19 protein-coding genes are annotated in these 23,621 nt (G+C 41.7%); all 19 read right to left on the reverse strand.

The annotated features are described in order from the left end of the window. Window positions 1–8 precede the first annotated feature (8 nt). Window positions 9–1,247 (reverse strand): M16 family metallopeptidase, encoded by a 1,239-nt coding sequence (locus G476_RS0109285; RefSeq protein ID WP_026689852.1) that lies wholly within the window; start codon window positions 1,245–1,247, stop codon window positions 9–11. 12 nt (window positions 1,248–1,259) lie between these two features. Then, on the reverse strand, window positions 1,260–2,246 hold the full coding sequence (locus G476_RS0109290; RefSeq protein ID WP_026689853.1) for a polysaccharide deacetylase family protein: 987 nt from the start codon (window positions 2,244–2,246) through the stop codon (window positions 1,260–1,262). A gap of 170 nt (window positions 2,247–2,416) precedes the next feature. Then, window positions 2,417–4,510: a polyribonucleotide nucleotidyltransferase gene (locus tag G476_RS0109295; RefSeq protein WP_026689854.1), complete on the reverse strand. Its 2,094-nt coding sequence runs from the start codon at window positions 4,508–4,510 to the stop codon at window positions 2,417–2,419. A 226-nt stretch (window positions 4,511–4,736) separates the two neighbouring features. Next, a complete protein-coding gene (rpsO, locus tag G476_RS0109300; protein ID WP_026689855.1) occupies window positions 4,737–5,006 on the reverse strand; it encodes a 30S ribosomal protein S15 in 270 nt (89 codons plus the stop codon). A gap of 122 nt (window positions 5,007–5,128) precedes the next feature. Then, window positions 5,129–6,079 carry a bifunctional riboflavin kinase/FAD synthetase gene (gene ribF / locus G476_RS0109305; RefSeq protein ID WP_026689856.1) on the reverse strand — a complete coding sequence of 317 codons (951 nt, stop codon included), beginning with the start codon at window positions 6,077–6,079 and terminating at the stop codon, window positions 5,129–5,131. A 41-nt stretch (window positions 6,080–6,120) separates the two neighbouring features. Beyond that, window positions 6,121–7,032, reverse strand: coding sequence for a tRNA pseudouridine(55) synthase TruB (gene truB, locus G476_RS0109310; RefSeq protein ID WP_026689857.1), 912 nt, complete (start codon window positions 7,030–7,032; stop codon window positions 6,121–6,123). Window positions 7,033–7,208: 176 nt separating this feature from the next. Next, a complete protein-coding gene (gene rbfA / locus G476_RS0109315; protein ID WP_026689858.1) occupies window positions 7,209–7,553 on the reverse strand; it encodes a 30S ribosome-binding factor RbfA in 345 nt (114 codons plus the stop codon). Window positions 7,554–7,619: 66 nt separating this feature from the next. After that, window positions 7,620–7,898: a DUF503 domain-containing protein gene (locus tag G476_RS0109320; RefSeq protein ID WP_026689859.1), complete on the reverse strand. Its 279-nt coding sequence runs from the start codon at window positions 7,896–7,898 to the stop codon at window positions 7,620–7,622. Then, entirely contained in the window at window positions 7,898–10,039 is a 2,142-nt protein-coding gene (infB, locus tag G476_RS0109325) for a translation initiation factor IF-2 (RefSeq protein ID WP_026689860.1), read from the reverse strand. Before infB ends, G476_RS0109320 begins: the two co-directional genes overlap by 1 nt. Window positions 10,040–10,101: 62 nt before the next feature. After that, complete coding sequence (locus G476_RS0109330) at window positions 10,102–10,401, reverse strand: YlxQ family RNA-binding protein (RefSeq protein ID WP_026689861.1); 300 nt, start codon at window positions 10,399–10,401, stop codon at window positions 10,102–10,104. Beyond that, window positions 10,398–10,673, reverse strand: coding sequence for an RNase P modulator RnpM (gene rnpM / locus G476_RS0109335; RefSeq protein WP_026689862.1), 276 nt, complete (start codon window positions 10,671–10,673; stop codon window positions 10,398–10,400). Before rnpM ends, G476_RS0109330 begins: the two co-directional genes overlap by 4 nt. Window positions 10,674–10,685: 12 nt before the next feature. Then, window positions 10,686–11,849 carry a transcription termination factor NusA gene (gene nusA, locus G476_RS21665; RefSeq protein ID WP_051314733.1) on the reverse strand — a complete coding sequence of 388 codons (1,164 nt, stop codon included), beginning with the start codon at window positions 11,847–11,849 and terminating at the stop codon, window positions 10,686–10,688. Window positions 11,850–11,937: 88 nt separating this feature from the next. Then, entirely contained in the window at window positions 11,938–12,408 is a 471-nt protein-coding gene (rimP, locus tag G476_RS0109345) for a ribosome maturation factor RimP (RefSeq protein WP_026689863.1), read from the reverse strand. 257 nt (window positions 12,409–12,665) lie between these two features. Further along, complete coding sequence (locus G476_RS0109350) at window positions 12,666–16,967, reverse strand: PolC-type DNA polymerase III (RefSeq protein ID WP_026689864.1); 4,302 nt, start codon at window positions 16,965–16,967, stop codon at window positions 12,666–12,668. A gap of 392 nt (window positions 16,968–17,359) precedes the next feature. Next, window positions 17,360–19,060: a proline--tRNA ligase gene (locus G476_RS0109355; RefSeq protein WP_026689865.1), complete on the reverse strand. Its 1,701-nt coding sequence runs from the start codon at window positions 19,058–19,060 to the stop codon at window positions 17,360–17,362. Window positions 19,061–19,458: 398 nt separating this feature from the next. Further along, window positions 19,459–20,718, reverse strand: coding sequence for an RIP metalloprotease RseP (gene rseP, locus G476_RS0109360; protein WP_026689866.1), 1,260 nt, complete (start codon window positions 20,716–20,718; stop codon window positions 19,459–19,461). A gap of 14 nt (window positions 20,719–20,732) precedes the next feature. Continuing rightward, window positions 20,733–21,881, reverse strand: coding sequence for a 1-deoxy-D-xylulose-5-phosphate reductoisomerase (gene dxr / locus G476_RS0109365; protein WP_026689867.1), 1,149 nt, complete (start codon window positions 21,879–21,881; stop codon window positions 20,733–20,735). Between the two features lie 25 nt (window positions 21,882–21,906). Continuing rightward, a complete protein-coding gene (locus G476_RS0109370; RefSeq protein ID WP_026689868.1) occupies window positions 21,907–22,701 on the reverse strand; it encodes a phosphatidate cytidylyltransferase in 795 nt (264 codons plus the stop codon). An 11-nt stretch (window positions 22,702–22,712) separates the two neighbouring features. Then, window positions 22,713–23,483: an undecaprenyl pyrophosphate synthase gene (locus G476_RS0109375; RefSeq protein ID WP_026689869.1), complete on the reverse strand. Its 771-nt coding sequence runs from the start codon at window positions 23,481–23,483 to the stop codon at window positions 22,713–22,715. Between the last annotated feature and the right edge of the window lie 138 nt (window positions 23,484–23,621).

Here is a 23,621-nt window from a genome sequence, read left to right on the forward strand (position 1 = left end):
GTCCATACCTAACTGATGGAACTTGGAAGTTTGCCGTTGGGACTCACCAGTGTCATGGCATAATCTTTGGAAAAGAGGTCACTACTCACAGATGATACATCCCTTAACGTCACCTTTTCAATCTCTGTTACAATTTCATCGAGGTTTCTATGACGGCCGAGCAGTAGTTCGTTCTTTCCGTTTCTACTCATTCTGCTATTGGTACTTTCAAGACCAAGCATTAGGCTACCCTTTAATTGTTCTTTTGCATTTTTTAATTCTCGTTCCGTGATTCCATCTTCTTTCACGCGGTTAATCACATTCGTTAAACATTCGAACATGTCGTCAAGGTGCTTTACAGCTGTTCCTGCATATAGCGTAACCATTCCCGTATCGTGAAAGGCAGAATGATAAGAAAACACCGAGTAAGCAAGGCCTCTGTTCTCGCGAATCTCTTGGAACAAACGGCTGCTCATGGAACCTCCAAGAACGTTATTTAAAAGAATTAAGCTGTACATGTCTTCGTGACCGATCGGAAGCCCCTCAAACCCTAAACAAAGGTGTGCCTGCTCCGTTTCTTTTTTGCGTGCGAGTTTGTCATATTTAAAAGTAGGACTTGAAAGTGATTTGTCCGACTTGAATTGACGCATACCGCTGAAGGTCTTTTGAATAAATTCGATAAACGATTCGTCAACATTTCCGCATACCGAAATAACTACATTGTCTGCATTATAGAACTGATCCATATACGTGACCAATGAGTCCGTTGAGAACGTATCCAACGTTTCTTCAGTGCCTAAGATCGGGTAACCAAGTGGATGATCACCAAAGCCTGCTTGACTTAACAAATCATGCACAATGTCGTCCGGTGTATCTTCATACATCTTGATTTCTTCTAAGACGACGCTTTTTTCTTTAGCCATATCTTTTTGATCAAAAGTTGAGTTAAAGTACATGTCAGCTAAAACTTCAAGGGCATGTTCTGCATGTTCATCCAGTACTTTTGCATAGTAGCAAGTATACTCTTTTGATGTAAATGCGTTCACTTGTCCTCCGATGGAGTCAAATGATTCAGCAATTTGTTGTGCGTTACGAGATTTTGTCCCCTTAAAAAACATGTGCTCCAAAAAATGAGACACACCATTTTGCACTTTCGTCTCAAATCTTGAACCCGTTCCAATCCACACTCCAATAGATACGGACCTTACTGTATTATTTGGTTCAAACATAATTCTCAGTCCATTGTCACACTTTACTCTTTTTATCAAAATTGAATCCCCCTAGTACCACGTCTGTTGTTGTTTTCCAATGATGCGCTCTTCACTAAGTGTCTTGGACACGGTGCCGAGTTGTAACCCTTTTTCTTTTAGCCCTTCAATCATATCCTCTAATCCTTGTACTGCAGATGAGGTTGGATGCATCAAAACAAGTGAACCCGGTTCTGATTTATCGATAATTTTTCTTGCCATCTGGTCTGGTGCTGGGTTTTGCCAGTCGATTGTATCAACGGTCCACATGACGGTATGCATGGACAGTTCACTAGCAATATCCACAACGTCTTGCCGAAAGCTGCCGCTTGGTGGAGCAAACCAATGAGGATTTAAACCAAGGGTCGCGCTAATAATGTCGTTTGTTTTGACTAGTTCTTCCCTAATACGATCATTTGATAATTGCTTCATATCTGGATGAGAATAGGCGTGGTTTCCAATCTCATGTCCCTCTTCCACTATCATTTTAGCAAGTTTTGGATTATTTTTCACCCATGAACCGTCTAAAAAGAATGTTGACTTTACATCATGTTCCTTTAGTGTCTTTAACATTCCAGGTAAAAATTCATTTCCCCAGGCTACATTAATCATAAGAGCCACCATTGGTTTCTCGGAATTACCTCTGAAGATCGGACTAGGTGGTAAATCATCAAGCGTTACTTCTGGGCTCGTTTGATCATAAACAAGTTTGTTCTTTTGAAAAACCCCTTCTTTTCTCATTTTATCATAAGAAGCAGCCTCATTTACTGATAGACCGTTCAAACCAGGAATCCCTTTCCAAACTTTGTCAACCCGTGCATCTATAGGAGCAACCTCAAATTCTGCTTTGCGATTTACGATTTCTTCATACAATGGATTTTTACTCGTCATTGCCGGGACTGACGCCTCATGCTTTAACATTTCAATATAATTCGATGTAATTGGGTTATGTGTGCTAATAAAAGTAAGAAGAAGGATAAATAAAAACGTTGACCATTGGATTAAAAACTTCTTTATCATAGGCTGTCCCTCCTTATGACTACACTATGCACCGAAGGGACAAGGTAGAACGATAACGAAGACGATAATGGCCTACACCGCAAATGTCGAACAGAGCCATAGCGAAAGCATGTTAAATCTTAAAACACCGCAAAAAAAGACCGGTGGACCGGTCTTTTTTTGCGGTGTTATTATTTTGTTTCTTCGCCGAGAAGAACTTTTCTTGATAAGTTTACGCGACCTTGGTTATCGATTTCTGTTACTTTAACCATGATCTCGTCTCCGATAGCAACAACATCTTCCACTTTTCCAACACGCTCTTTAGCCAATTGGGAAATGTGAACGAGTCCGTCTTTGCCTTTGAATAGTTCAACGAATGCACCGAACTTCTCAATGCGTTTGACTTTCCCTAGGTATGTTTCACCTACTTCAACTTCTCGAACGATATCTTCGATGATCGCTTTTGCTTTGTTATTCATTTCCGACTCAGTAGAAGAGATATACACTTTACCGTCTTGCTCAATGTCGATTTTAACACCGGTATCTTCAATGATTTGGTTAATGATCTTCCCACTCGGTCCAATTACATCACGGATCTTGTCAGGGTTAATGCTCATTGTAAGAATCTTCGGAGCGTAATCGGAAAGTTCCGTTCTTGGGCTTTCAATGGCGCTAAGCATGTTATCGAGAATTTTCATGCGACCAGTTTGAGCTTGAGATAATGCTTGCTCAAGGATCTCGCGGTTAATTCCGTCAATTTTAATGTCCATTTGAAGAGCTGTAATTCCTTTTTTCGTACCTGCTACTTTAAAGTCCATGTCACCAAGGAAGTCTTCCATACCTTGAATGTCTGTAAGAACGGATACGTCTTCCTCGTCTTTTACAAGGCCCATCGCAATTCCTGCTACAGGAGCTTTTAATGGGACTCCGGCTGCCATCATGGCAAGAGTAGAAGCACAAATACTTGCTTGTGATGTCGAACCGTTCGATTCAAGAACCTCGGATACGAGACGAATCGTGTACGGGAAGTCCTCTTCAGAAGGAATCACTTGCTCAAGGGCGCGTTCCCCAAGGGCACCGTGACCGATTTCACGACGACCTGGTCCTCTGATTGGGCCGGTTTCACCTACACTGAAGCTCGGGAAATTATAATGATGCATGAATCGCTTCGTTTCTTCGATACCAAGGCCATCTAGGATTTGTACATCTCCTAGCGCACCTAACGTACATACACTTAATGCTTGAGTTTGCCCACGTGTAAACAATCCGGATCCATGAACACGAGCAAGGATATCAACTTGCGAATCGAGTGGACGAATTTGATCGATTTGACGTCCGTCCGGACGCACTTTGTCTTTCGTAATTAAACGGCGAACGATCCCTTTAAGAATCTTGTCCAAAATGGCTTTTGCTTCACCGCTGCGATCCTCTTCTTCTGTAGCATACTCAGCTGAAATACGATCAACCACTTCTTTGATTGCTGTTTCACGGGCATGCTTCTCAAATACAGTAGCTGCTTCTTTCAAGTCAGCTTCCGACTTTTCACGAAGTTCTGCTTCTAGCTCTGGATCGTCGGTAGCAAGTTTTACTTCCATTTTTTCTTTGCCAATTTTTGACACGATGTCTTCTTGGAAAGCAACGATACGCTTAATTTCTTCATGACCGAACATGATGGCTTCAAGCATCACGTCTTCCGGTACTTCTTCAGCTCCTGCTTCAACCATGTTAATCGCATCTTTTGTTCCTGCAACAACGAGGTGAATATCACTTTTCTCCAACTGTTCTGTAGTTGGGTTAATCACAAATTCATTGTCTACACGACCGACGATCACACCTGCAATCGGACCACTAAAAGGAATGTCCGAAATGGATAGAGCAAGTGAAGAGCCAATCATTGCAGCCATCTCTGGAGAACAGTTTTGATCGTTACTCATAACAATACTGATCACTTGAACATCGTTACGGAATCCATCCGGGAAAAGAGGGCGGATTGGGCGGTCAATTAAACGGCTCGTTAGTACGGCATTCTCACTCGGACGTCCTTCTCGCTTAATAAACCCACCAGGAATCTTTCCTGCTGCGTAAAGACGTTCCTCATAGTTACATGTAAGAGGGAAGAAAGGAAGATCCTTTGGCTCTTTTGATGCAGTCGCTGTACATAGCACTGCCGTATCACCATATCGTACCATTACTGCGCCGTTTGCTTGTTTGGCAAACTTTCCAGTTTCAAAGGTCATTGTACGACCGGCAAAATCCATTGAAAATAATTGTTTTTCTTGTTCCATAAGTACAAGTACTCCTCTCATTCACATGTGATGTGAATTATACTACTCATTATTTTTGACTTAAATTTATGTAGTAAACCTGTCTGACAAAAATCCTTAGCCTTTTTTATCATATCAGATGGGCAGTCCAGGGGCAATGTTCATTTAAACAGCTACCATCACAGTAAAATTTTTCCTCTTATTATAACAAAAAAGCGGGATGAGTCCCGCTTTTTCTTGAGTGTTCTTATCGACGAAGACCAAGTTTGTCAACGAGTTGACGGTAACGAGCAACGTCTTTGTTACGTAGGTAAGTCAACAAGTTACGACGCTGACCAACCATTTTCAGTAGACCACGACGAGAGTGGTGATCCTTCTTGTGCGTACGCAAGTGATCGTTTAGTGTCGTGATTTGCTTCGTTAGGATAGCAACTTGCACTTCAGGAGAACCAGTATCGTTCTCGTGAGTTTTGAATTCGTTGATGATTTCATTTTTGTGCTCTTGTGATAAAGCCATCCAATCCACCTCCTTAAATATAGATCCCCTATCGCCTAGCGGACGTCGGTGACTCGTTCCGCCAAGTGAAGGTTAACATTAAATATAATACTAGCTTTGCCCGAAAAAAACAAGGGTAGACATTACTTTTCTTTAAAATCAGCAAAATAATGACGAATTTGTTCTTCATCTGACTTTAACTGAGCGAGCAGCTCGTCCACTCCTGAGAAGCTTTTCTCGGAGCGAATTCGTTCGTACCAGCGTATGGAAACACTTTCACCATACAAATCTCCATTGAAGTCAAACAAATGGACTTCCACTGTCAGTTCATCGGGACGCTCTTTGTTAAATGTCGGCTTATATCCAATATTACACATGCCTTCATACCATTTTCCGGATGCAGCTAATTCAACCGCATACACTCCTGGTTTAGGAATAAGATAGGAATCTTCTTTATTCACATTGGCTGTCGGGTATCCGATTGTTCTCCCTCGCTTGTCTCCACCGACTACGAGTCCTTTTGTTTCATAGTTTCTTCCAAGCAACTTCGTTGTCTCTTTTAATTCTCCGGAACGAATAGAGGAACGAATACGGGTTGAACTGATCTTTTCTTCGTCTTCATCCACCTTTTCCACTACTGTATGGCGAAACTCCCCACGAGAATGAAATTCAATCGTTTCCATTGTTCCTTTGCCTAAACGCCCGTAGGAGTAATCAAAGCCCGCTACAACGTGTTTCACATTTAAGCCAATCAAATAGTCATCACAAAAGTCTTGTGGTGTGAGTTCTGCGAATGCAGGTGTAAAATGAACAATAAAAAGATAGTCAGGACCCAACTTTTTAATCTCCGATTCTTTTTTGACAAGTGGAGTCAAATAATCAATAGCCTCCCCTTTTCTAAGCACTTCTTTTGGGTGAGGATCAAACGTCATTACGCCACTTTTTAAACCACGATTGTTTGCCTCTTCTATCGCTGTTCCAATCACTTTTTGGTGACCTCTATGAACACCGTCAAAGAAGCCGAGAGCCAGAACAAGTGGAGAAAAATCGGACTTTTGATAAGAATGAGGATGTTTTATATGAATTGTTTGCACATTGCCACCTCGAATACCTGCATGATCATTTTAGAAAAAAATCAATGTATTTTTAGCATTTTTTCCGGTTTCATCATACCAGCTTTGTTTGGGTGCTTTTGATAGATTGCCAAGCACTCCCCATGTTGATTATACAAAGTGAAACGGGATTCGTCCATGGTTTTTGGTAATGGAATGACAGCTCCGTTCATGACTTTTGCTTCTGTCTCTTCGTCAATGGTAAGACTAGGCCAGTTTTTAAGAGCATGTTCAAAAGGGTAAAGAGCATCAGATAAAGTCCCGCTTTCTTTCATTTGCGCAAGTTCTTCTTCAGTAAGGCATTGCTCTTTCGTAAATGCACCTGATGCGGTTCGGGTTAAATCAGACATGTGTGAAGGATAACCCAACTTCTCCCCCATCGTTACAGCAAGGGTTCTGACATACGTTCCTTTGCTGCATGTAACTCTAAAACGAAACCTCACTAATTCATCTTCGTGTGTAACAGGAGATGTCCTCTCCAAATGATAGATGGTTACTTCTCTTGAAGGTCTTTCAACTTCGATTCCTTGACGAGCATACTCGTAAAGTCGTTTACCTTTCACTTTTACTGCGGAAAACATGGGTGGTGTTTGCTTAATCGTTCCTTGAAGTTCTTTAAGGACATTGTCCACTTCATGTTCTCCAATCGTATCCAAGACTCCTTTTTTTTCTACGGTTTCACCAGACACATCTTCAGTAGTCGTTGAATAACCGAGCGTTGCTTCCCCTTCATACTCTTTGGCTTCAGCTGTCATATACTCAACAAGCTTTGTGGCCCGTCCGATACAAATAGGTAAAACCCCCTCCACATCAGGATCTAGTGTTCCTGTATGACCTACCTTTTTCGTTTCAAACAGTCTTTGCATTTGCCTTACACAATCAAAGGAGGTTTTCCCTCTCTTTTTCCATAGTGGCACGATTCCTTCTGGGTTCATCCTGTACACCTCAATTCGACTTTTTTGATTTTATTACTCTGTTTTTTTATCTACTATGTGTCATTCAATCCGAATCGTATCATGACCCAAAGGATCTGGTTACTCAAAGAGCTAAAGAAAAGGGATGACCCAAAGGATTAACTACATCCTTTGAATCATCCCCGGCATTCATTGCATTAACGGTCGTTAAGCTTTCTAAGAAGCTCTTCGATTCGATTGCCGCGCTCAATGCTCTCGTCGAACTTAAAAAACAATTCAGGTGTTTTTCGAATTTGGATTCGCTTTCCAATTTCAGAACGAATAAATCCGGTTGCTTTTGAAAGACCGTTTAAGGTGTTTTCCTTTTGTTCATCATCACCATAAACGGTAATAAAAGCTGTAGCTTGCTGGAGGTCCCCTGTTACATCAACAGCAGTGACTGTGACAAAGCCTACTCTTGGGTCTTTGATTTCACGCTGAATAATATCAGTTAGCTCTTTTTTTATCTGTTCTCCGATGCGATTTGCACGAACATTACTCATAGTGCGCACCTCCAAATGTAGTTACGGGTTTAGGTTCTATGTATAAACGAAGGTAGCTGCCTCCCTTTAGAACCACTCCCATTGAACCGAAGCAGTCTCGATCTCCGGAACGCTGTCAATGAAATGTAATGCTTTATTTAATTCCTGCTCCAAACGGACCTTGTCTGAGCTCACGGAAACTAGTGTGATTTCCGTTCTTTGCCAGACGTTTTGGTGGTCCGTTTCGGCAGCCGAAATATTGAAGCGATCGCGAAGGCGGGTCATCACACTTTTTAACACCCCGCGCTTCTCCTTTAATGACTGAGCATCATAAATAATCGCTTCGATTGTAATCGTTGCAATCATTAACGCTTAATCTCTTCCATTACGTAGGCTTCAATGACGTCGCCTTCTTTAACGTCGTTATAGTTATCCAATGTAATCCCGCACTCGTAGTTTTTCGCTACTTCTTTTGCATCATCTTTAAAACGCTTCAAGTCACGGATACCACCTTCGTGGACAACAACGCCATCACGAATCAAACGAACGGTTGCATCACGGGAGATCTTGCCTTCAGTAACGTAAGATCCTGCAATCATACCGATTTTCGACACTTTAAAGGTTTGACGGACTTCCGCTTGACCAATTACTTTTTCTTGGTACTCTGGGTCAAGCATCCCTTTCATTGCCTGTTCAACTTCTTCAATCGCATTGTAGATGACACGGTGAAGGCGAATGTCGACACCTTCTTGATCGGCGGTACGTTTCGCATTTACATCCGGACGTACATTAAATCCGATGATAATAGCGTTTGAGGCACTAGCAAGAATAACGTCAGATTCGGCAATGGCTCCTGCACCTGTGTGAATAATATTAACTTTAACACCTTCCACTTCGATCTTTTCAAGAGAGCCTTTCATGGCTTCTACAGAACCTTGTACGTCTGCCTTAATTATAATGTTGAGATCTTTAATATCCCCTTGTTGAATCTGGTTAAACAAGTCATCCAGACTTACGCGGGAAGATTCACGACGCTCTGACACTTTTTGTTGCATCGCACGTGTTTCACCGATTTGTCGGGCTTTCTTCTCGTCTTCAAATACCATGAATTGATCGCCGGCTTGCGGAACGCTGTTAAGACCGGTAATTTCCACAGGAGTCGAAGGTGGCGCTTCTTTTACACGACGTCCTAGATCATTGACCATCGCACGTACACGACCAAACGTGTTTCCTACTACGATTGGATCACCTACTCGAAGTGTTCCTGATTGAACGAGTAGGGTTGCTACAGGACCGCGACCGCGATCAAGTTCTGCTTCAACAACTGTTCCCCGTGCACGTTTGTTAGGATTTGCTTTGTACTCCTCGACTTCGGAAACAAGAAGAATCATTTCCAATATATCATCGATACCTTCTCCGTTAATCGCACTTACGTTAACGAAAATCGTATCTCCGCCCCACGCTTCTGCAACAAGGCCGTGTTCAGTTAGCTCTTGCATTACGCGGTCAGGATTAGCCCCTTCTTTATCCATTTTATTCACGGCTACAATAATTGGTACTTCTGCAGCTTTAGCATGGTTAATTGCTTCGACGGTTTGTGGCATTACCCCGTCATCTGCAGCTACTACAAGAATCGTAATGTCTGTTACTTCCGCACCTCGTGCACGCATTGTTGTAAACGCTGCGTGACCTGGTGTATCAAGAAACGTAATTTTTTTGCCTTTGTCCTCGACCTGATAGGCACCGATATGCTGTGTAATTCCACCAGCTTCTCCAGCTGTCACTTTCGTGTGGCGGATGCTGTCAAGAAGGGTTGTTTTACCGTGGTCAACGTGTCCCATGATCGTCACAACAGCCGGACGCTCAATTAAATCTTCAGGCGCATCTTCTTCTTCAATTGTTTCGAATTCCGCTTCATTAATGACAATCTCTTCTTCTACTTTCACACCAAAATCTTCAGCTAAAAGTTCGATTGTGTCGTTATCAAGCTCTTGGTTAATCGTGGCCATGACGCCTAATCCCATTAGTTTTTTAATAATTTCGGATGGTTCTTTATTCAACTTATCTGCAAATTCACCAACAGTAATCGGTAATGTATACGTAATTTCAGTTGGCATTGGCTTTGGAGCCGGACGGGATGGTTGGCGGTTTTGTTGCTGGTTGTTCCCGCGCTGATTGTTCCCGCGTTGGTTGTTACGGTTTCTATTATTATTGGTATTTCCCTTTTTTGCTTGGTTGTTATTCGGCTTATTTGAACGGGTTGTTTGTTTTTTATCATTCATAGGTGACTGATCACGTCCTTCATTACTTTTACGCGTAGGTGCGTTATTTTTTTGTTCCGTTTTCCCCTGTGTGTTATTACCTGACTCGAGCTTTTTTACAGCATCTTCAGTCAGCACACTCATGTGATTGGATACAACCACATTCATTGATTTAAGACGTTCAATAATGGCTTTACTTGTCGTATTTTTTTCTTTGGCATATTCGTAGATTCGCATCTTTTTCATCTATTTACCTCCTGAGATCATGGCACACTTACCTACCTTCCAAGAGGTTGAGCCATGAATCTTTATTCCAGTAACGACTGAAGCTTTTTGGCAAAGCCGTTTTCTTCGACTCCCAATACTACTCTTTCACTTTTGCCGATTGCTTGCCCTAGTATATGGCGTTCTCCTTTGATTAAGAGAGGGACACCATAATGGGACGCCTTATCGGTAATTTTCTTTTTCGTATTGTCGGATGCGTCTTCTGAGAGGATGACAAGATGCAGTCTGTTTTTTCGCATCGACTGTAATACTATTTCTTCACCTGTAACGATCATCCTCGCTCTATAAGCGAGTCCGAGCAGATTAAGGGCTTTATCGTTCATTTTTTCTTCCCTTCTGCTACTTCGGTTAAAAGATAGTCATAAAATTCTTCATCCACTTTTGTTTTCAAGTGTCTGGACAAAATGTTTTTTTGCTTGGCTTCTAAAACAACTTCTTTTGTTCCTGTGAGATAAGCACCGCGACCTGATTTCTTGCTGGTGGGATCAAAAAGAACATCACCTTCAGGCGTACGTACAATTCGTACGAGCTCTTTTTTGGGCTTCATCTCATTGGTCACGATACATTTACGTAAAGGAGTTTTCTTCGCTTTCATCTTCAGGACTCCTTACTTTTCAAAGTCCTCTTCTGAATAGGAGGCTGCTTCTGTATAATTCTCTTCTTGCTCGTCAAATCCTTCTTGATCGTAAACGTCGTGTTTTTCTTCTTCAAGAGCATTAGGATCATACAGACCAAGCTCAACTGCATCGGACTCACTCTTGATGTCAATTTTCCATCCAGTTAGTTTCGCTGCAAGGCGAGCGTTTTGTCCTCTTTTACCAATTGCCAATGAAAGCTGATAGTCAGGAACAACCACTTGCGTCATTTTCTCTTCTTCGTTCACTTTCACTTGAAGAACTTTTGACGGGCTAAGGGCATTTGCCACATACTCTTTAGGGTCTTCTGACCAACGGACGATGTCAATCTTTTCCCCTTTTAATTCATTTACAATCGTTTGAACACGTTGACCACGTTGACCTACACAAGAACCTACAGGATCTACTTCAGGATCTTCTGCATGAACCGCAATTTTTGAACGGTCACCAGCTTCGCGAGATACGGATTTAATCTCAACTGTTCCGTCGTAAATCTCGGGAACTTCAAGTTCGAACAAACGCTTCAAAAGGCCCGGATGAGTTCTTGAGATCATGATTTGAGGACCTTTGGTCGTTTTTTCAACCTTTGTAATAAATGCTTTGATTCGGTCATTATGTTTATATGACTCGTTAGGCATTTGCTCATTTAAGGGCATGATCGCTTCTACTTTTCCAAGGTCCACATAAATGAAACGGTGGTCTTGACGCTGAACGATCCCAGTCATAATATCTTCTTCTCGGTCAATAAAGTCCGAATAAATAATGCCTCGCTCAGCCTCGCGTACTCGTTGTGTTACAACTTGCTTAGCTGTTTGTGCTGCAATTCTCCCGAAATCTTTAGGTGTGACTTCGATTTCTACGATGTCATCGACCTGGTATTGAGGGCTAATCGACTTAGCTGCATCTTCGGAAATCTCTAGTCTCGCGTCGAAGACTTCCTCCACAACGACTTTTTGGGCGAAAACGCGAATATCACCGTTTTCCCGGTCAATATTAACACGTACGTTTTGTGCTTGGTTAAAATTTCGTTTGTAACCTGTAATCAAGGCTTGTTCAATCGCTTCAAGGATAATTTCCTTGTCAATGCCTTTGTTTTTCTCGATGCTCGTTAAGGCATCCATGAAATCACTGTTCATGAGTGGTATTTCCCCCTTTAATACAATTAATGGACATGTCGAATCGCCCGCCATATTCTAGATACGACCGGGACAAGACCCTTTATGGTTAAATAATGACGGCGAGACGCGCTTTAGCCACTTTTTCGTATGGAACTTGAACCGAACGTGTTCTCGTTTTCACGATCATTTGAATCGTAAGTGTTTCTCCGTCAAACTCCAACAGTTTTCCTTCGAACACTTTCTCACCGTCAATCGGTGCGTACGTAGTCACGTGCACGTTCTTACCAACGGCTTTCTTTACATCTTCTTCCTTTTTTAACGGGCGTTCAGCTCCTGGAGAGGACACTTCAAGGTAATACGCTTCTTCAATTGGGTCATCCTGGTCTAGCGCTTCGCTTAGTTTTTCACTAACCGCTGCACAGTCATCTAGATCGACGCCTTTTTCGGAATCAATGTATACGCGAAGAAAATAATTCTTTCCTTCTTTGACGTACTCTACCTCTACTAATTCAAGATCCATTTGTTCTACGATTGATTTTGCTATCGTTTCTGTTTTTGAAATAATGTTACCTGCCATATGTTTCGCCTCCTTGCTTTGAACGAACTGGACGTATGTTGGGATTGGTGTTCAAAATCAAGGCAAACGTTAAGAAAAGTATAGGTCTATGACTCTGTTTCCTTATTTTGAACGAAACTCATTTGGGCAACCCTTCAAGTGCCAAATAATGGACTTTTATCCAAAAGAAAGAGTGGGATGATCCCACTCTTCCGGCTGCCGTTATTCTAAGTATTGCCATCTAACTATAACATAAACCATTTTACACTGCAAACGAGCTAGAATAACGATAATTGATTGGAATCAGGCAACCCTTCCAAGCAACCATGATCATCAAGGTTTTGAAGAACGGTCTTTGTAATCTTGCTTCTCTTTTGTAAATCTTCTTTAGACAAAAATTCGCCGCCTTCTTTTGCCTTTTCAATATTAATTGCTGCGTTTGTACCGACACCAGTCAAAGCATTGAATGGAGGAATTAAACTGTCTCCATCAACGACGAATTCTGTTGCTTTCGAGCGGTACAGATCGACCTTTTGGAAAGAGTATCCTCTTTCGCACATTTCCAATGCTAACTCAAGAACGGTCACCAAGCTTTTTTCTTTTGGTGCTGCATCCAAACCTTTTTGATAAATCTCTTCCATTCGCTTTCGAATACTCGCTGAGCCACGATGCATCGTATCAAGGTCGAAATCGTCCGCACGTACGGTGAAGTACGCAGCATAAAACAAAATAGGATGGTGAACTTTAAAATACGCAATTCGAACCGCCATCAATACATAGGCAGAGGCGTGGGCTTTTGGGAACATGTATTTAATCTTAAGGCAAGACCCGATATACCAATCAGGTACACCGTGTTTTTTCATCTCTTCAATCCATTCTTCTTGAAGACCTTTTCCTTTTCGCACAAATTCCATGATTTTAAAGGCCAAGCTATCTTCAAGACCTTTGTATTGGAGATAGACCATAATATCGTCACGACAACCGATCACATCTTTTAACACACATGTGCCATCAGCAATTAAATCAGCGGCATTGTTTAGCCACACGTCGGTCCCATGGGACAACCCGGAGATTTGCACCAATTCACTAAAAGAGCTCGGTTTCGTATCTTCAAGCATTTGTCGAACGAAACGGGTACCAAACTCCGGAATTCCATATGTGCCTGTCTTACACATAATTTGCTCCTCAGTGACCCCTAGCGCTTCTGTACCGCTAAATAACTTGAATACTTCAGGGTCATCAACAGGAATATCTTGCGGGTCCATACCTGATAAATCTTGCAACATACGTATGACTGTCGGATCGTCGTGTCCCAGAATATCAAGTTTTAACAGATTGTCATGAATGGAGTGGAAGTCAAAATGTGTTGTTTTCCATTCAGATTCTCTGTCATCTGCTGGGAACTGGATTGGAGAGAAATCAAAAATATCAAGGTGGTCAGGTACTACGATAATCCCCCCTGGGTGTTGTCCTGTCGTTCTCTTTACTCCAGTACACCCGGATACAAGGCGGTCGATTTCTGCACCACGTAGCCTTAACTGATGATCATCTTCGTATCCTTTCACAAAACCGTATGCGGTTTTTTCAGCTACTGTACCAATTGTTCCTGCACGGTAAACGTAATCGACTCCGAACAGTTCCTTTGTATAGTTGTGAGCAACCGGCTGATAATCACCTGAGAAGTTCAAATCAATATCAGGAACCTTATCTCCTTTAAATCCCAGAAACGTTTCAAAGGGTATATCTTGACCGTCTTTATTGTATTTTGTACCACATTTTTCACAGTCTTTATCCGGAAGGTCAAAGCCCGAACCAACCGATCCATCATCAAAGAAGATACTATGCTTACAATTTGGGCACGCATAGTGAGGCGGTAACGGATTTACTTCTGTAATTTCTGTCATTGTAGCCACAAAGCTCGAACCAACCGATCCACGAGAGCCAACAAGATACCCATCATCTAGAGATTTCTTAACTAGCTTTTGTGAGATCAAATAAATGACTGAGAATCCGTTACTGATAATGGATTTGAGTTCTTTTTCGATACGAGCTTCCACAATTTCCGGCAATTCTTCTCCGTAAAGGCTTTTCGCTCTCGAGTACGTCATCTCTCGCATCTCATCATCCGCCCCTTCAAGATTAGGGGTATAAAGATCATCAGGGATTGGTTTAATTTCATCAATATCATCCGCTATTTTGTTCGGATTTGTAACAACTACTTCTTTTCGCTTTTCCTCGGGTAAGAAAGAAAAACATTCCAGCATCTCATCTGTTGTTCTGAAATGAACATCCGGAAGAGAATGACGGTTTAAAGGATTTGCTCCCCCCTGTGAAGCAATCAAGATCTGCCTGTACACTTTATCTTCAGGATTTAAATAGTGAACGTTTCCTGTCGCGACAACCGGCTTATCCAACTTCTCTCCAAGTTCGACGATGTTTTTCAAGATTTCTTTTAAAGCCAACTCATCTCTGATAATCTCTTTTTCAATGAGTTTATGGTAATTTGACGGTGGTTGTACTTCTAGATAGTCATAAAACCGTGCAATATCCTCTACCTCTTCAGGTGCTTTTTGCATCATCGCGTCAAAGACCTCACCGTTATCACAACCAGATCCTATCAAAACCCCTTCTCGATTTTTTTCCAATACGGATCTTGGAATACGAGGGACTCTGTGAAAGTAATCGATATGGGCGTGGGAAACGAGTCTGTAAATATTCCTAAGACCGTCTTGGTTTTTGGCAAGGAGTATACAGTGATGTGGTCGTTGTTTTTTATACTCATCTCCAGACGATTGGTCATTTAATTGATTGTGGTTTGTGATTTCTTTTTCTACAGCATCTTTGACCATTTTCCAAAGGAGGTGGCCTGTTGCTTCTGCATCATATATGGCACGGTGGTGGGAAACCAGTTCGATATTGAACTTTTTACATAACGTGTTCAACCGATAGTTTCGGTAATTAGGGTAAAGAAGCCTCGCAAGTTCAAGCGTGTCAATCACCGCGTTCGGCGTTTTCGGATAGCCGATACGCTTGTAGCCTGCATCAAGGAATCCCATATCAAAACTTGCGTTGTGCGCCACCAAAATAGCGTCACCCATCCACTCGTGAAAGTCTTTTAGAACGTCACCCACTTCCGGAGCATCCTTTACCATATCATCGGTAATACCCGTAAGATCAATGATTGTCGGGCTCAGCTTTTCGTGAGGGTTCGCAAATGATTCAAACCGATCGATGATTTCTCCATCTCTTACCTTTACTGCAGCAAGTTCAATAATGGTGTTATAAACGGCCGATAAGCCCGTGGTCTCCACGTCAAACACCACATAGGTATCATCCATCAGATTTCTGTCTTGTTCGTTATACGCAATCGGTACGCCGTCATCCACTAAATTCGCTTCCAGCCCGTACAATATTTTGATGCCTTCTTTTTTTCCTGCTCCGTATGCTTCAGGGTAAGCTTGGACAACGCCATGGTCTGTTACGGCAATCGCTTTATGTCCCCATTTTTTTGCTTGGGAAATGTATTTTGATACGCTCGTTACAGCATCCATTTGACTCATTGGCGAATGGAGGTGCAGTTCAACTCTTTTTTCGTCTTCTGGTGCAAGGTCTTGTTTTTCAACAGGGCGAACTTCTTGAATATCCCGCGCCATCATCGTAAGATCCCTTACGAACGTGTCATGTTGAATCATTCCTTTAACTTTGAGCCACATGCCTTTTTTAATGGCTTCTAAAGCAGGGACGTCTTCTTTATCTTTAGAGAACATTTTGATCAAGAATGAGTCCGTATAGTCCGTCATTTTAAATGTTAGCAATGTTCTTCCGCTTCTTAACTCGCGTGTTTCTGCGTCAAACACATACCCTTGAAAGACGATTCCGTTTTCTTCTTCCTGAATCTCTTCCATTCGTCTTGGCTCTTCTTTGATTGCTTTTCCGATTGAGACAGATGAAGTAGCACCCATTTCCTTCGCTTTCTTCTCTACCTTTTGTTTTTCAAGCATGGCCTCGACCACTTTGGAGTGATCTTCCTCCTGCTTCTTCTCAACGAACTTTTCATATGCCTCTTTCGACTCTTTTACAGTCGTATCAACGGTTAAAGGAGGAAAACCCGTTTTGATTAGAAGTTCCTTTAATGGTTCTGCCACTTTTCTCTTCATCATCGCCGCTTCAGCATCGTTAAGAGCCGCAAGAATGAGTTTGTTTTGATCGATCATCGGCGTTTGATCCTTAAGTCGGTGAATAAGACCGTTTGTACTTTGTTTTAAACATTCGACGAAATAAGGCCAGTAGTCGTTCACATGCTTTCTCGGATCGAGAGGTTCTTCATATGAAAGTGTGAGGTCGACAGCAGCAATATGTTTGAAGCCCTCTTTGATCGTTGTTTTGAATACGTCAAAAACCGGAAACGGAAGAATCCTAGGCAGACAAACTGAAAAATGCCACCGCTTTTCGTTTTTATATACTTCAAGCTTTTCTATGTATCCGCCTTTTACATGATGTTGTGCTATTTCAGTAGGCATGGCTACCTGTTCCAAAAGGAGTTCGAATCTCTCCTTACGTATCGTGCGCTCGTCTTGCATTTGTTCTTCCCCCTTACAATTCCACTTGAATCCTCTATATGAAGCATGATGCTAGCTTTAAAGTAAAGCCACTTCGCTGCTTTCGTAAAATACGACTGAAGTTCTAAAGTCTATCGTATATCGTGATTCCTTGTTAAGACACCTCTTCATTTGAACGATTCACCTGTGCCTTTAAACCATGAACCAATTGGTTCAATAAGAGTCACGATAGAGTGGAAGGGACTAAAACCTTCCGCCGTTTTTGTATGGTAGTAATATTTTTGACTTCCATCAATCTATTGGGAAAGTCGGCCACGTCATAATATCATGACACATACACGTGTTAAGGGTGCCCAAAAAGGCATTTCGTTCACCTTCACTGGACACCCTTATACTATGTTAAATCAGATTGTTTACAGATTCAAACGACTTTTTAATAAATCGCCAAGTTCGTCTACGTGAAGCTCCATTTTTTCTTCTTCCGTACGAAGTTTCACTTCAACGATTCCTTCATCTGCACGTTTACCAACCGTAATTCGGATCGGCATTCCCATCAAATCCGCATCTTTGAATTTAACGCCAGGCCGCTCCGGACGATCATCAAACAGCACGTCGTATGTTTTGTTTAACTCCCCGTATAGTTTTTCCGCGAGGTTCTTTTGTTGTTCTTGCTTCATGTTGACCGGAATTAAATGAATATGAAATGGAGCTACACTATGAGGCCACACAATTCCATGTTCATCATGGTGTTGTTCAATGATGGCAGCAACTGTTCTTGATACACCGATTCCATAGCTTCCCATCACCATAGGGCGGGATTTTCCGTTTTCATCCAAGAATGTCCCTTTCATTGATTCACTGTAACGCGTGCCCAACTTGAAGACATGACCTACTTCAATACCTTCTTTAAATTGGATCATACCTTTTCCGTCAGGAGACGGGTCTCCTTCTTGAATGAATCTGAGGTCATCGTAGTTCACATCGGAAAAATCGCGCTCTGGGTTCACGTTGCAATAATGCTTGTCCACTTCGTTTGCCCCACATACACCGTTGACTATGTATTCAACAGCGCGATCTGCAATGATTTTTACTTTATCTGAAATACCAATTGGTCCAACGAACCCTACTACATCGCCAATGTGTTCTTTCACATCTCCGTCGGTCCCTAAGTCAACCTTCGTAGCATCAAGAACGTGCTTCACTTTAATATCGTTTACTTCGTGATCACCACGTACGAGCACAAGGACAGGTTCATCATCTACCATAAATAGCATGCTCTTGATCAGATTTTCTTTGTCTGCACCTAAAAATGTAGACACATCTTCTATCGACTTCTTCCCAGGTGTGTCTTTTGTAACAAGCTCCTCTAGAGATTCGTTCGATTTTTCATAATTCACATGAACTGGAGCAATTTCAATGTTAGCCGCAAATGAAGATTCATCAGAGTAAGCAATTGTGTCTTCTCCAATATCACTTAACACCATGAATTCATGTGTATCTTTTCCTCCCATAGCACCTGAATCGGCAACTACCGCACGGAAATCGAGACCACAACGAGTAAAGACATTTGAATATGCGTCGTACATTTTTTGATAACTCACATCTAGGCCATCAAAATCTGTGTCGAATGAATACGCATCCTTCATAAGGAATTCCCGAGATCGTAATATACCGAACCTTGGACGTCTTTCATCTCTAAACTTTGTTTGAATTTGGTAAAGGGTCATTGGTAAACGCTTATAAGAATTAATATCATCACGAACGAGTGCCGTAATCACTTCTTCGTGGGTTGGACCTAACGCAAATTCCCTCTGATGGCGATCTTTTACTCGCATCAACTCAGGACCATACATGTCCCAACGGCCACTCTGTTGCCAGAGCTCGGCGTTTTGGATAGCCGGCATGAGCATTTCTTGTGCACCCGACTTGTCCATTTCTTCTCTAATTATATTTTCTACTTTCTTTAATGCTTTAAGACCTAAAGGTAAAAAGGAATATACGCCTGCAGAACTTTGACGAATGAGACCCGCTCGCAACATGAGCTGATGGCTTTTTACTTCTGCGTCACTTGGTGCTTCTCTCAATGTTGGGGATAAAAAGGTACTTTGTTTCATATGTATACCACCTCGTATTCTTTTTTTAAAGACTGCTTTTGTTTAAGGTGTTTCTTAGTTATTATGTTCATCACTAGAATTTGGTAAGCATAAGGGCTCTTCTTTGTATTAAAGAAGCACGCCTTACAAAAACAGTGTTATTAAAGCTTTCTTTGAAAATGACGTGCTGTGCTTACTTCCTTATGTTAACTTCCTTGCGATTCTAGCGTTCAGCTTCGCATAACAAAAGGACACGGCACTTCACATATAATTAAGTTTACTGACTAAGAGATCGCTCAATTTATAATATATAGAATTAAAGCATTAGCATAAGCGTTCTTCCTATACTTAAGGCGGTTAAGGAAAGTGTAGCTATGAACGATGTCACAGCTACACTTTATCTTAACTCTTTATTTAGCTTACAAGAAGAATTTATTAATATCGTTCCACGTTACTACAAGCATGAGAAGCATGAGCAAGGCAAATCCAATAAAGTGGACCATTCCTTCTTTTTGAGGATCGATCGGCTTTCCACGGACTGCTTCCAAACCAATAAACATGAGCCTTCCTCCATCCAACGCAGGGAGTGGCAGAAGATTAATAATACCTAGATTTACACTCAATATAGCAGCCCACTGCATGAGCACAAGAATTCCCATTGCGGCCACTTCACCTGTATAACTGTATATTCCTACAGGTCCAGCTAAGTGGTCAAGACTAAATTGCCCTGTTACGAGCATTCCTAATGCTTCAAGAATCAGAACGGTGTATTCATACGTCGTTGTAAAACCAAACAAGATGGATCCTAGAATGTTAAATTCAGTAGGGGGGTAAATACCCACAACGCCTTGGACTTGTTCTTCAGGACCCATTCTTTCTTCAGGTGTCATTTGAACTTCAAACGTCTCTGAACCTCTTTCTACTTCAAACAACAATGACTCGTTCGGACTTCCTTGTATGATAGAAGTCATTTCTTCCCACGTGGCTACACTCTCACCATCGATCGAGACAATTCTGTCACCACTTTCAAGACCTGCTTCTACAGCTACTCCATCATCGGTCACATCTCCTACAACCGATTCGTCAACAGGTAGGCCTGCAATTAACGCATACAGTGCTAAGATAACGACAGCTAAAGCAAAGTTCATTAAAGGTCCAGCAAAAATCGCCATTGCCCGCTGAGGGATGGTTTTTGAAGAGAACTGTCGATCGTATGGTGCAATTTGTGTAGCTTCTTCATCATGGATAAAACGTGCTTGCGGGTGGATCTCATACGTGACAAGACCTTCTTCATCCGGTACGTATCCTTGAACAAACAGTTTGTGTTCAAGATCAATCTTCTCGACCTGGATAACTTTACAATCAGGGTGTTTAGATTTGTTATTGACCACAATATCCGTAACACGGTCTTGATTGTCAAACTTCAAACCCACTTCATAACCCGGTTTAATTTCAATCATTTCCGGATCTTCTCCAGCCATACGAACAAATCCTCCTAAAGGAAGAAGCCTGATCGTATAGGTCGTCTCATTCTTTTTAAAAGAAAAAATCTTAGGACCAAATCCTATCGCAAATTCACGACATAAAATTCCAGCCCTCTTTGCAAAAACAAGGTGCCCCCACTCGTGAATAAAGACAAGGAGACCAAAAATGATCACAATAGCTATAAACGTGTTCACGTTATCACAACCTTTTATTTCATATCAGTTTGAATCACACTTCTCGTTCGACGGTCTACTTCAAAAATGGTTTCAAGGTCGGGATTGGAAATAACATCATGTTTCTCCAGAGCTTTTTCAATAATCGTTTCAATTTCCAAGAATGGGATGCGCCCGTTCAAAAACGCATCAACTGCAACTTCATTTGCTGCATTTAGAACCGTTGGTGCTGTGCCGGCAACCTTTCCAGCTTCATAAGCCATTTTCAAACAACGGAACCGATTAAAATCCGGCTTTTCAAAATGCAGTGTCCCAATTTCCCATAAGTTCAATTTCTTTTTATCCGGCAATGGAAGCCTATGTGGAAGGGACAAAGCATATTGAATCGGTACTTTCATGTCCGGCATTCCTAAATGGGCTAGTACGCTACCATCAATATATTCTACCATAGAGTGGATCATGCTTTCTTTGTGCAAGATCACGTCTATCATCTCATATGGCATATCAAAGAGCCAGCGGGCCTCTATTACTTCCAATCCTTTGTTCATCATCGTAGCGGAGTCAATGGTAATTTTGGCACCCATACTCCAGTTTGGGTGATTGAGGGCGTCGTTGACAGTTACACCTTCCAACTCTTCTCTTGATTTGTCTCGAAAACTCCCTCCAGAAGCGGTTAAAATTAGTCTTTCTACTTCTTTTTCAGAATTTCCTTCTAGACATTGATAGATGGCTGAATGTTCACTATCAATCGGGATGAGGTTGACTTTATATCGTTTAGCCCACTCAGTCACAATGTGGCCTGCAGTAACGAGCGTTTCTTTATTTGCAAGACCGATATCCTTGCCTGCCTTCATTCCGGCTAATGTAGGCTCAAGCCCCACACTCCCCATCAAAGCATTGACAACAATGTCGCCTTTGAGTTGTTCTACAGCTTCAATAAGGCCATCACTACCAAAGCCAACCTTCACGGATGAAGGTACCATAGTCTCAAGCTTTTCTTTGTCTTCTTTATTTTGAACACTAACAAATGCTGGATTGAATTCTTGTATTTGCTTTGCTGCAAGAGTGATGTTCTTCCCGCATGTTAAGGCATGAAGCTTAAACTGCTCAGGATGAGCACGGATCACATCAAGTGTTTGAACACCGATTGATCCAGTTGAACCAAGTAGAATGATCGTCTTCATCTCTATGACGCTCCTTTATTTGTACCTACTGAATGAACGATAATAAATACAAGATAGGCATTACAAAAATTAAACTGTCAAACCGGTCCAATATTCCACCGTGTCCAGGTAAAACTTGTCCTGAATCTTTTACTGAATAGTGGCGCTTTAGTGCAGACTCAACAAGATCCCCAAGTTGACCGGCAATACTTACGACAAGGATAAAGAGTAGGATCACAAACCAAGATTCGTACACTGGGAAGAAGTAGCTGTATACAAAACCAAATAGAATGGCAAAGAAAATACCTCCAAGCGATCCTTCAATTGTTTTTTTCGGACTGATTTCAGGCCATAATTTATGTTTTCCAAAAAAACGTCCACAGAAATAAGCACCTGAATCTGTAACCCATACAAGAACAAGAACGAAAAAGATAAAGATGAGCCCGTCATCCAAAAACCTAGCCGTTAAAAAATAATGAAAACCAAATCCTATGTATACAGAAGATAAGATAATAAAGCCGGCTTCATCAAACGTAAAACGGTTCTTTGAAATCACCGTAAGAGCTAAAAGAACAATGATCATAAGTAAAAAGGTTTCTGTTCGTTCCAAGTGGATGAGATCAAAGTTCAATATGTTTTCCGGTAACAAGAGAAGCCACATAAAAACAAAACCTATTACACCACGGTAAGAAAAAGGAGACATCCCCTTCATTTTTAAAATCTCAGCCATAGCTATAGTCGCAAGTAAAAAGATAAGGAGGGTAAACGGCAAACCTCCAACGAGTATAATTCCAAGAAATCCCGCACCGGCTATAACACCGGTAATAATTCGTTGTTTCATTGCCTACCCTCCTAAACTCCGCCGAATCGACGTGTCCTTTTTTGATATACTTCGAGCGCTTCAATAAAGTGTTCCTCTGTAAAGTCAGGCCATAACACGTCTGTAAACCAAAACTCCGAGTACGCCAGTTGCCAGAGCATGAAGTTGCTAAGCCTGATTTCTCCACTAGTTCGAATCAACAAGTCAGGATCCTTCAATCCGCTTGTCATGAGATGAGCTGAAAGAACATCTTCCGTTACATCCTCAATAGCCAGTGTGCCACGTTCAATTTCTTTATAAACATCTTTCATCGCCTCAACCATTTCATGACGGCTCCCATAATTCAATGCGAAATTCAAAATCAAGCCGTCATTGGAAGAAGTATCTTTAATGGCTTTGTTCACGGCTTCTTGAGTATGCTCTGGTAACGCATCCTTTGTTCCGGTTATACGCACTTGAACATTTTCTTCAATTAACTGAGGGAGTTCAGCCTTTAAAAAGCGCTCCGGCAATCTCATCAAAAAATCGACTTCCGGCTTGGGTCTTTTCCAATTTTCCGTAGAAAAAGCATAGAGCGTCAATGTCTTAACGCCTAATTTGTTGGACGTTTTAACCATTTTTTTAATGACGTTCATGCCTTCACGGTGACCCGCTACTCGAGGCAACCCTCTTTTTTTAGCCCATCGGCCATTTCCATCCATGATAATCGCAACATGTTCTGGAATATTTTGAGGATCGAGCACGATGTCTTCAGTAGCCGTTTTTCGTTCTTCTTTTTTACTCGTCCATCTTTTTAACATCATAAATCCCCCAACGTTTTAGAACAAAAGGGCAAGTACCTGCATAGGTACTATTAGCCGTTGCGGTAAAGTGTAAGACCTGTTACCACTAATTCTTAAATGTATAATGTGGAGACGTTTAACGAGTGGGCATGAAGGCCA

The organism is Alteribacter aurantiacus DSM 18675 (assembly GCF_000429705.1).
Taxonomy (GTDB): domain Bacteria; phylum Bacillota; class Bacilli; order Bacillales; family Salisediminibacteriaceae; genus Alteribacter; species Alteribacter aurantiacus.

Coding starts and splice junctions, on each gene's coding strand:
- G476_RS0109290 (WP_026689853.1), bottom strand. CDS start 2,246: ATGATAAAGAAGTTTTTAATCCAATGGTCAACGTTTTTATTTATCCTT.
- G476_RS0109295 (WP_026689854.1), bottom strand. CDS start 4,510: ATGGAACAAGAAAAACAATTATTTTCAATGGATTTTGCCGGTCGTACA.
- rpsO (WP_026689855.1), bottom strand. CDS start 5,006: ATGGCTTTATCACAAGAGCACAAAAATGAAATCATCAACGAATTCAAA.
- truB (WP_026689857.1), bottom strand. CDS start 7,032: ATGAACCCAGAAGGAATCGTGCCACTATGGAAAAAGAGAGGGAAAACC.
- rbfA (WP_026689858.1), bottom strand. CDS start 7,553: ATGAGTAATGTTCGTGCAAATCGCATCGGAGAACAGATAAAAAAAGAG.
- G476_RS0109320 (WP_026689859.1), bottom strand. CDS start 7,898: ATGATTGCAACGATTACAATCGAAGCGATTATTTATGATGCTCAGTCA.
- infB (WP_026689860.1), bottom strand. CDS start 10,039: ATGAAAAAGATGCGAATCTACGAATATGCCAAAGAAAAAAATACGACA.
- G476_RS0109330 (WP_026689861.1), bottom strand. CDS start 10,401: ATGAACGATAAAGCCCTTAATCTGCTCGGACTCGCTTATAGAGCGAGG.
- rnpM (WP_026689862.1), bottom strand. CDS start 10,673: ATGAAAGCGAAGAAAACTCCTTTACGTAAATGTATCGTGACCAATGAG.
- nusA (WP_051314733.1), bottom strand. CDS start 11,849: ATGAACAGTGATTTCATGGATGCCTTAACGAGCATCGAGAAAAACAAA.
- rimP (WP_026689863.1), bottom strand. CDS start 12,408: ATGGCAGGTAACATTATTTCAAAAACAGAAACGATAGCAAAATCAATC.
- G476_RS0109350 (WP_026689864.1), bottom strand. CDS start 16,967: ATGCAAGACGAGCGCACGATACGTAAGGAGAGATTCGAACTCCTTTTG.
- G476_RS0109355 (WP_026689865.1), bottom strand. CDS start 19,060: ATGAAACAAAGTACCTTTTTATCCCCAACATTGAGAGAAGCACCAAGT.
- dxr (WP_026689867.1), bottom strand. CDS start 21,881: ATGAAGACGATCATTCTACTTGGTTCAACTGGATCAATCGGTGTTCAA.
- G476_RS0109370 (WP_026689868.1), bottom strand. CDS start 22,701: ATGAAACAACGAATTATTACCGGTGTTATAGCCGGTGCGGGATTTCTT.
- G476_RS0109375 (WP_026689869.1), bottom strand. CDS start 23,483: ATGATGTTAAAAAGATGGACGAGTAAAAAAGAAGAACGAAAAACGGCT.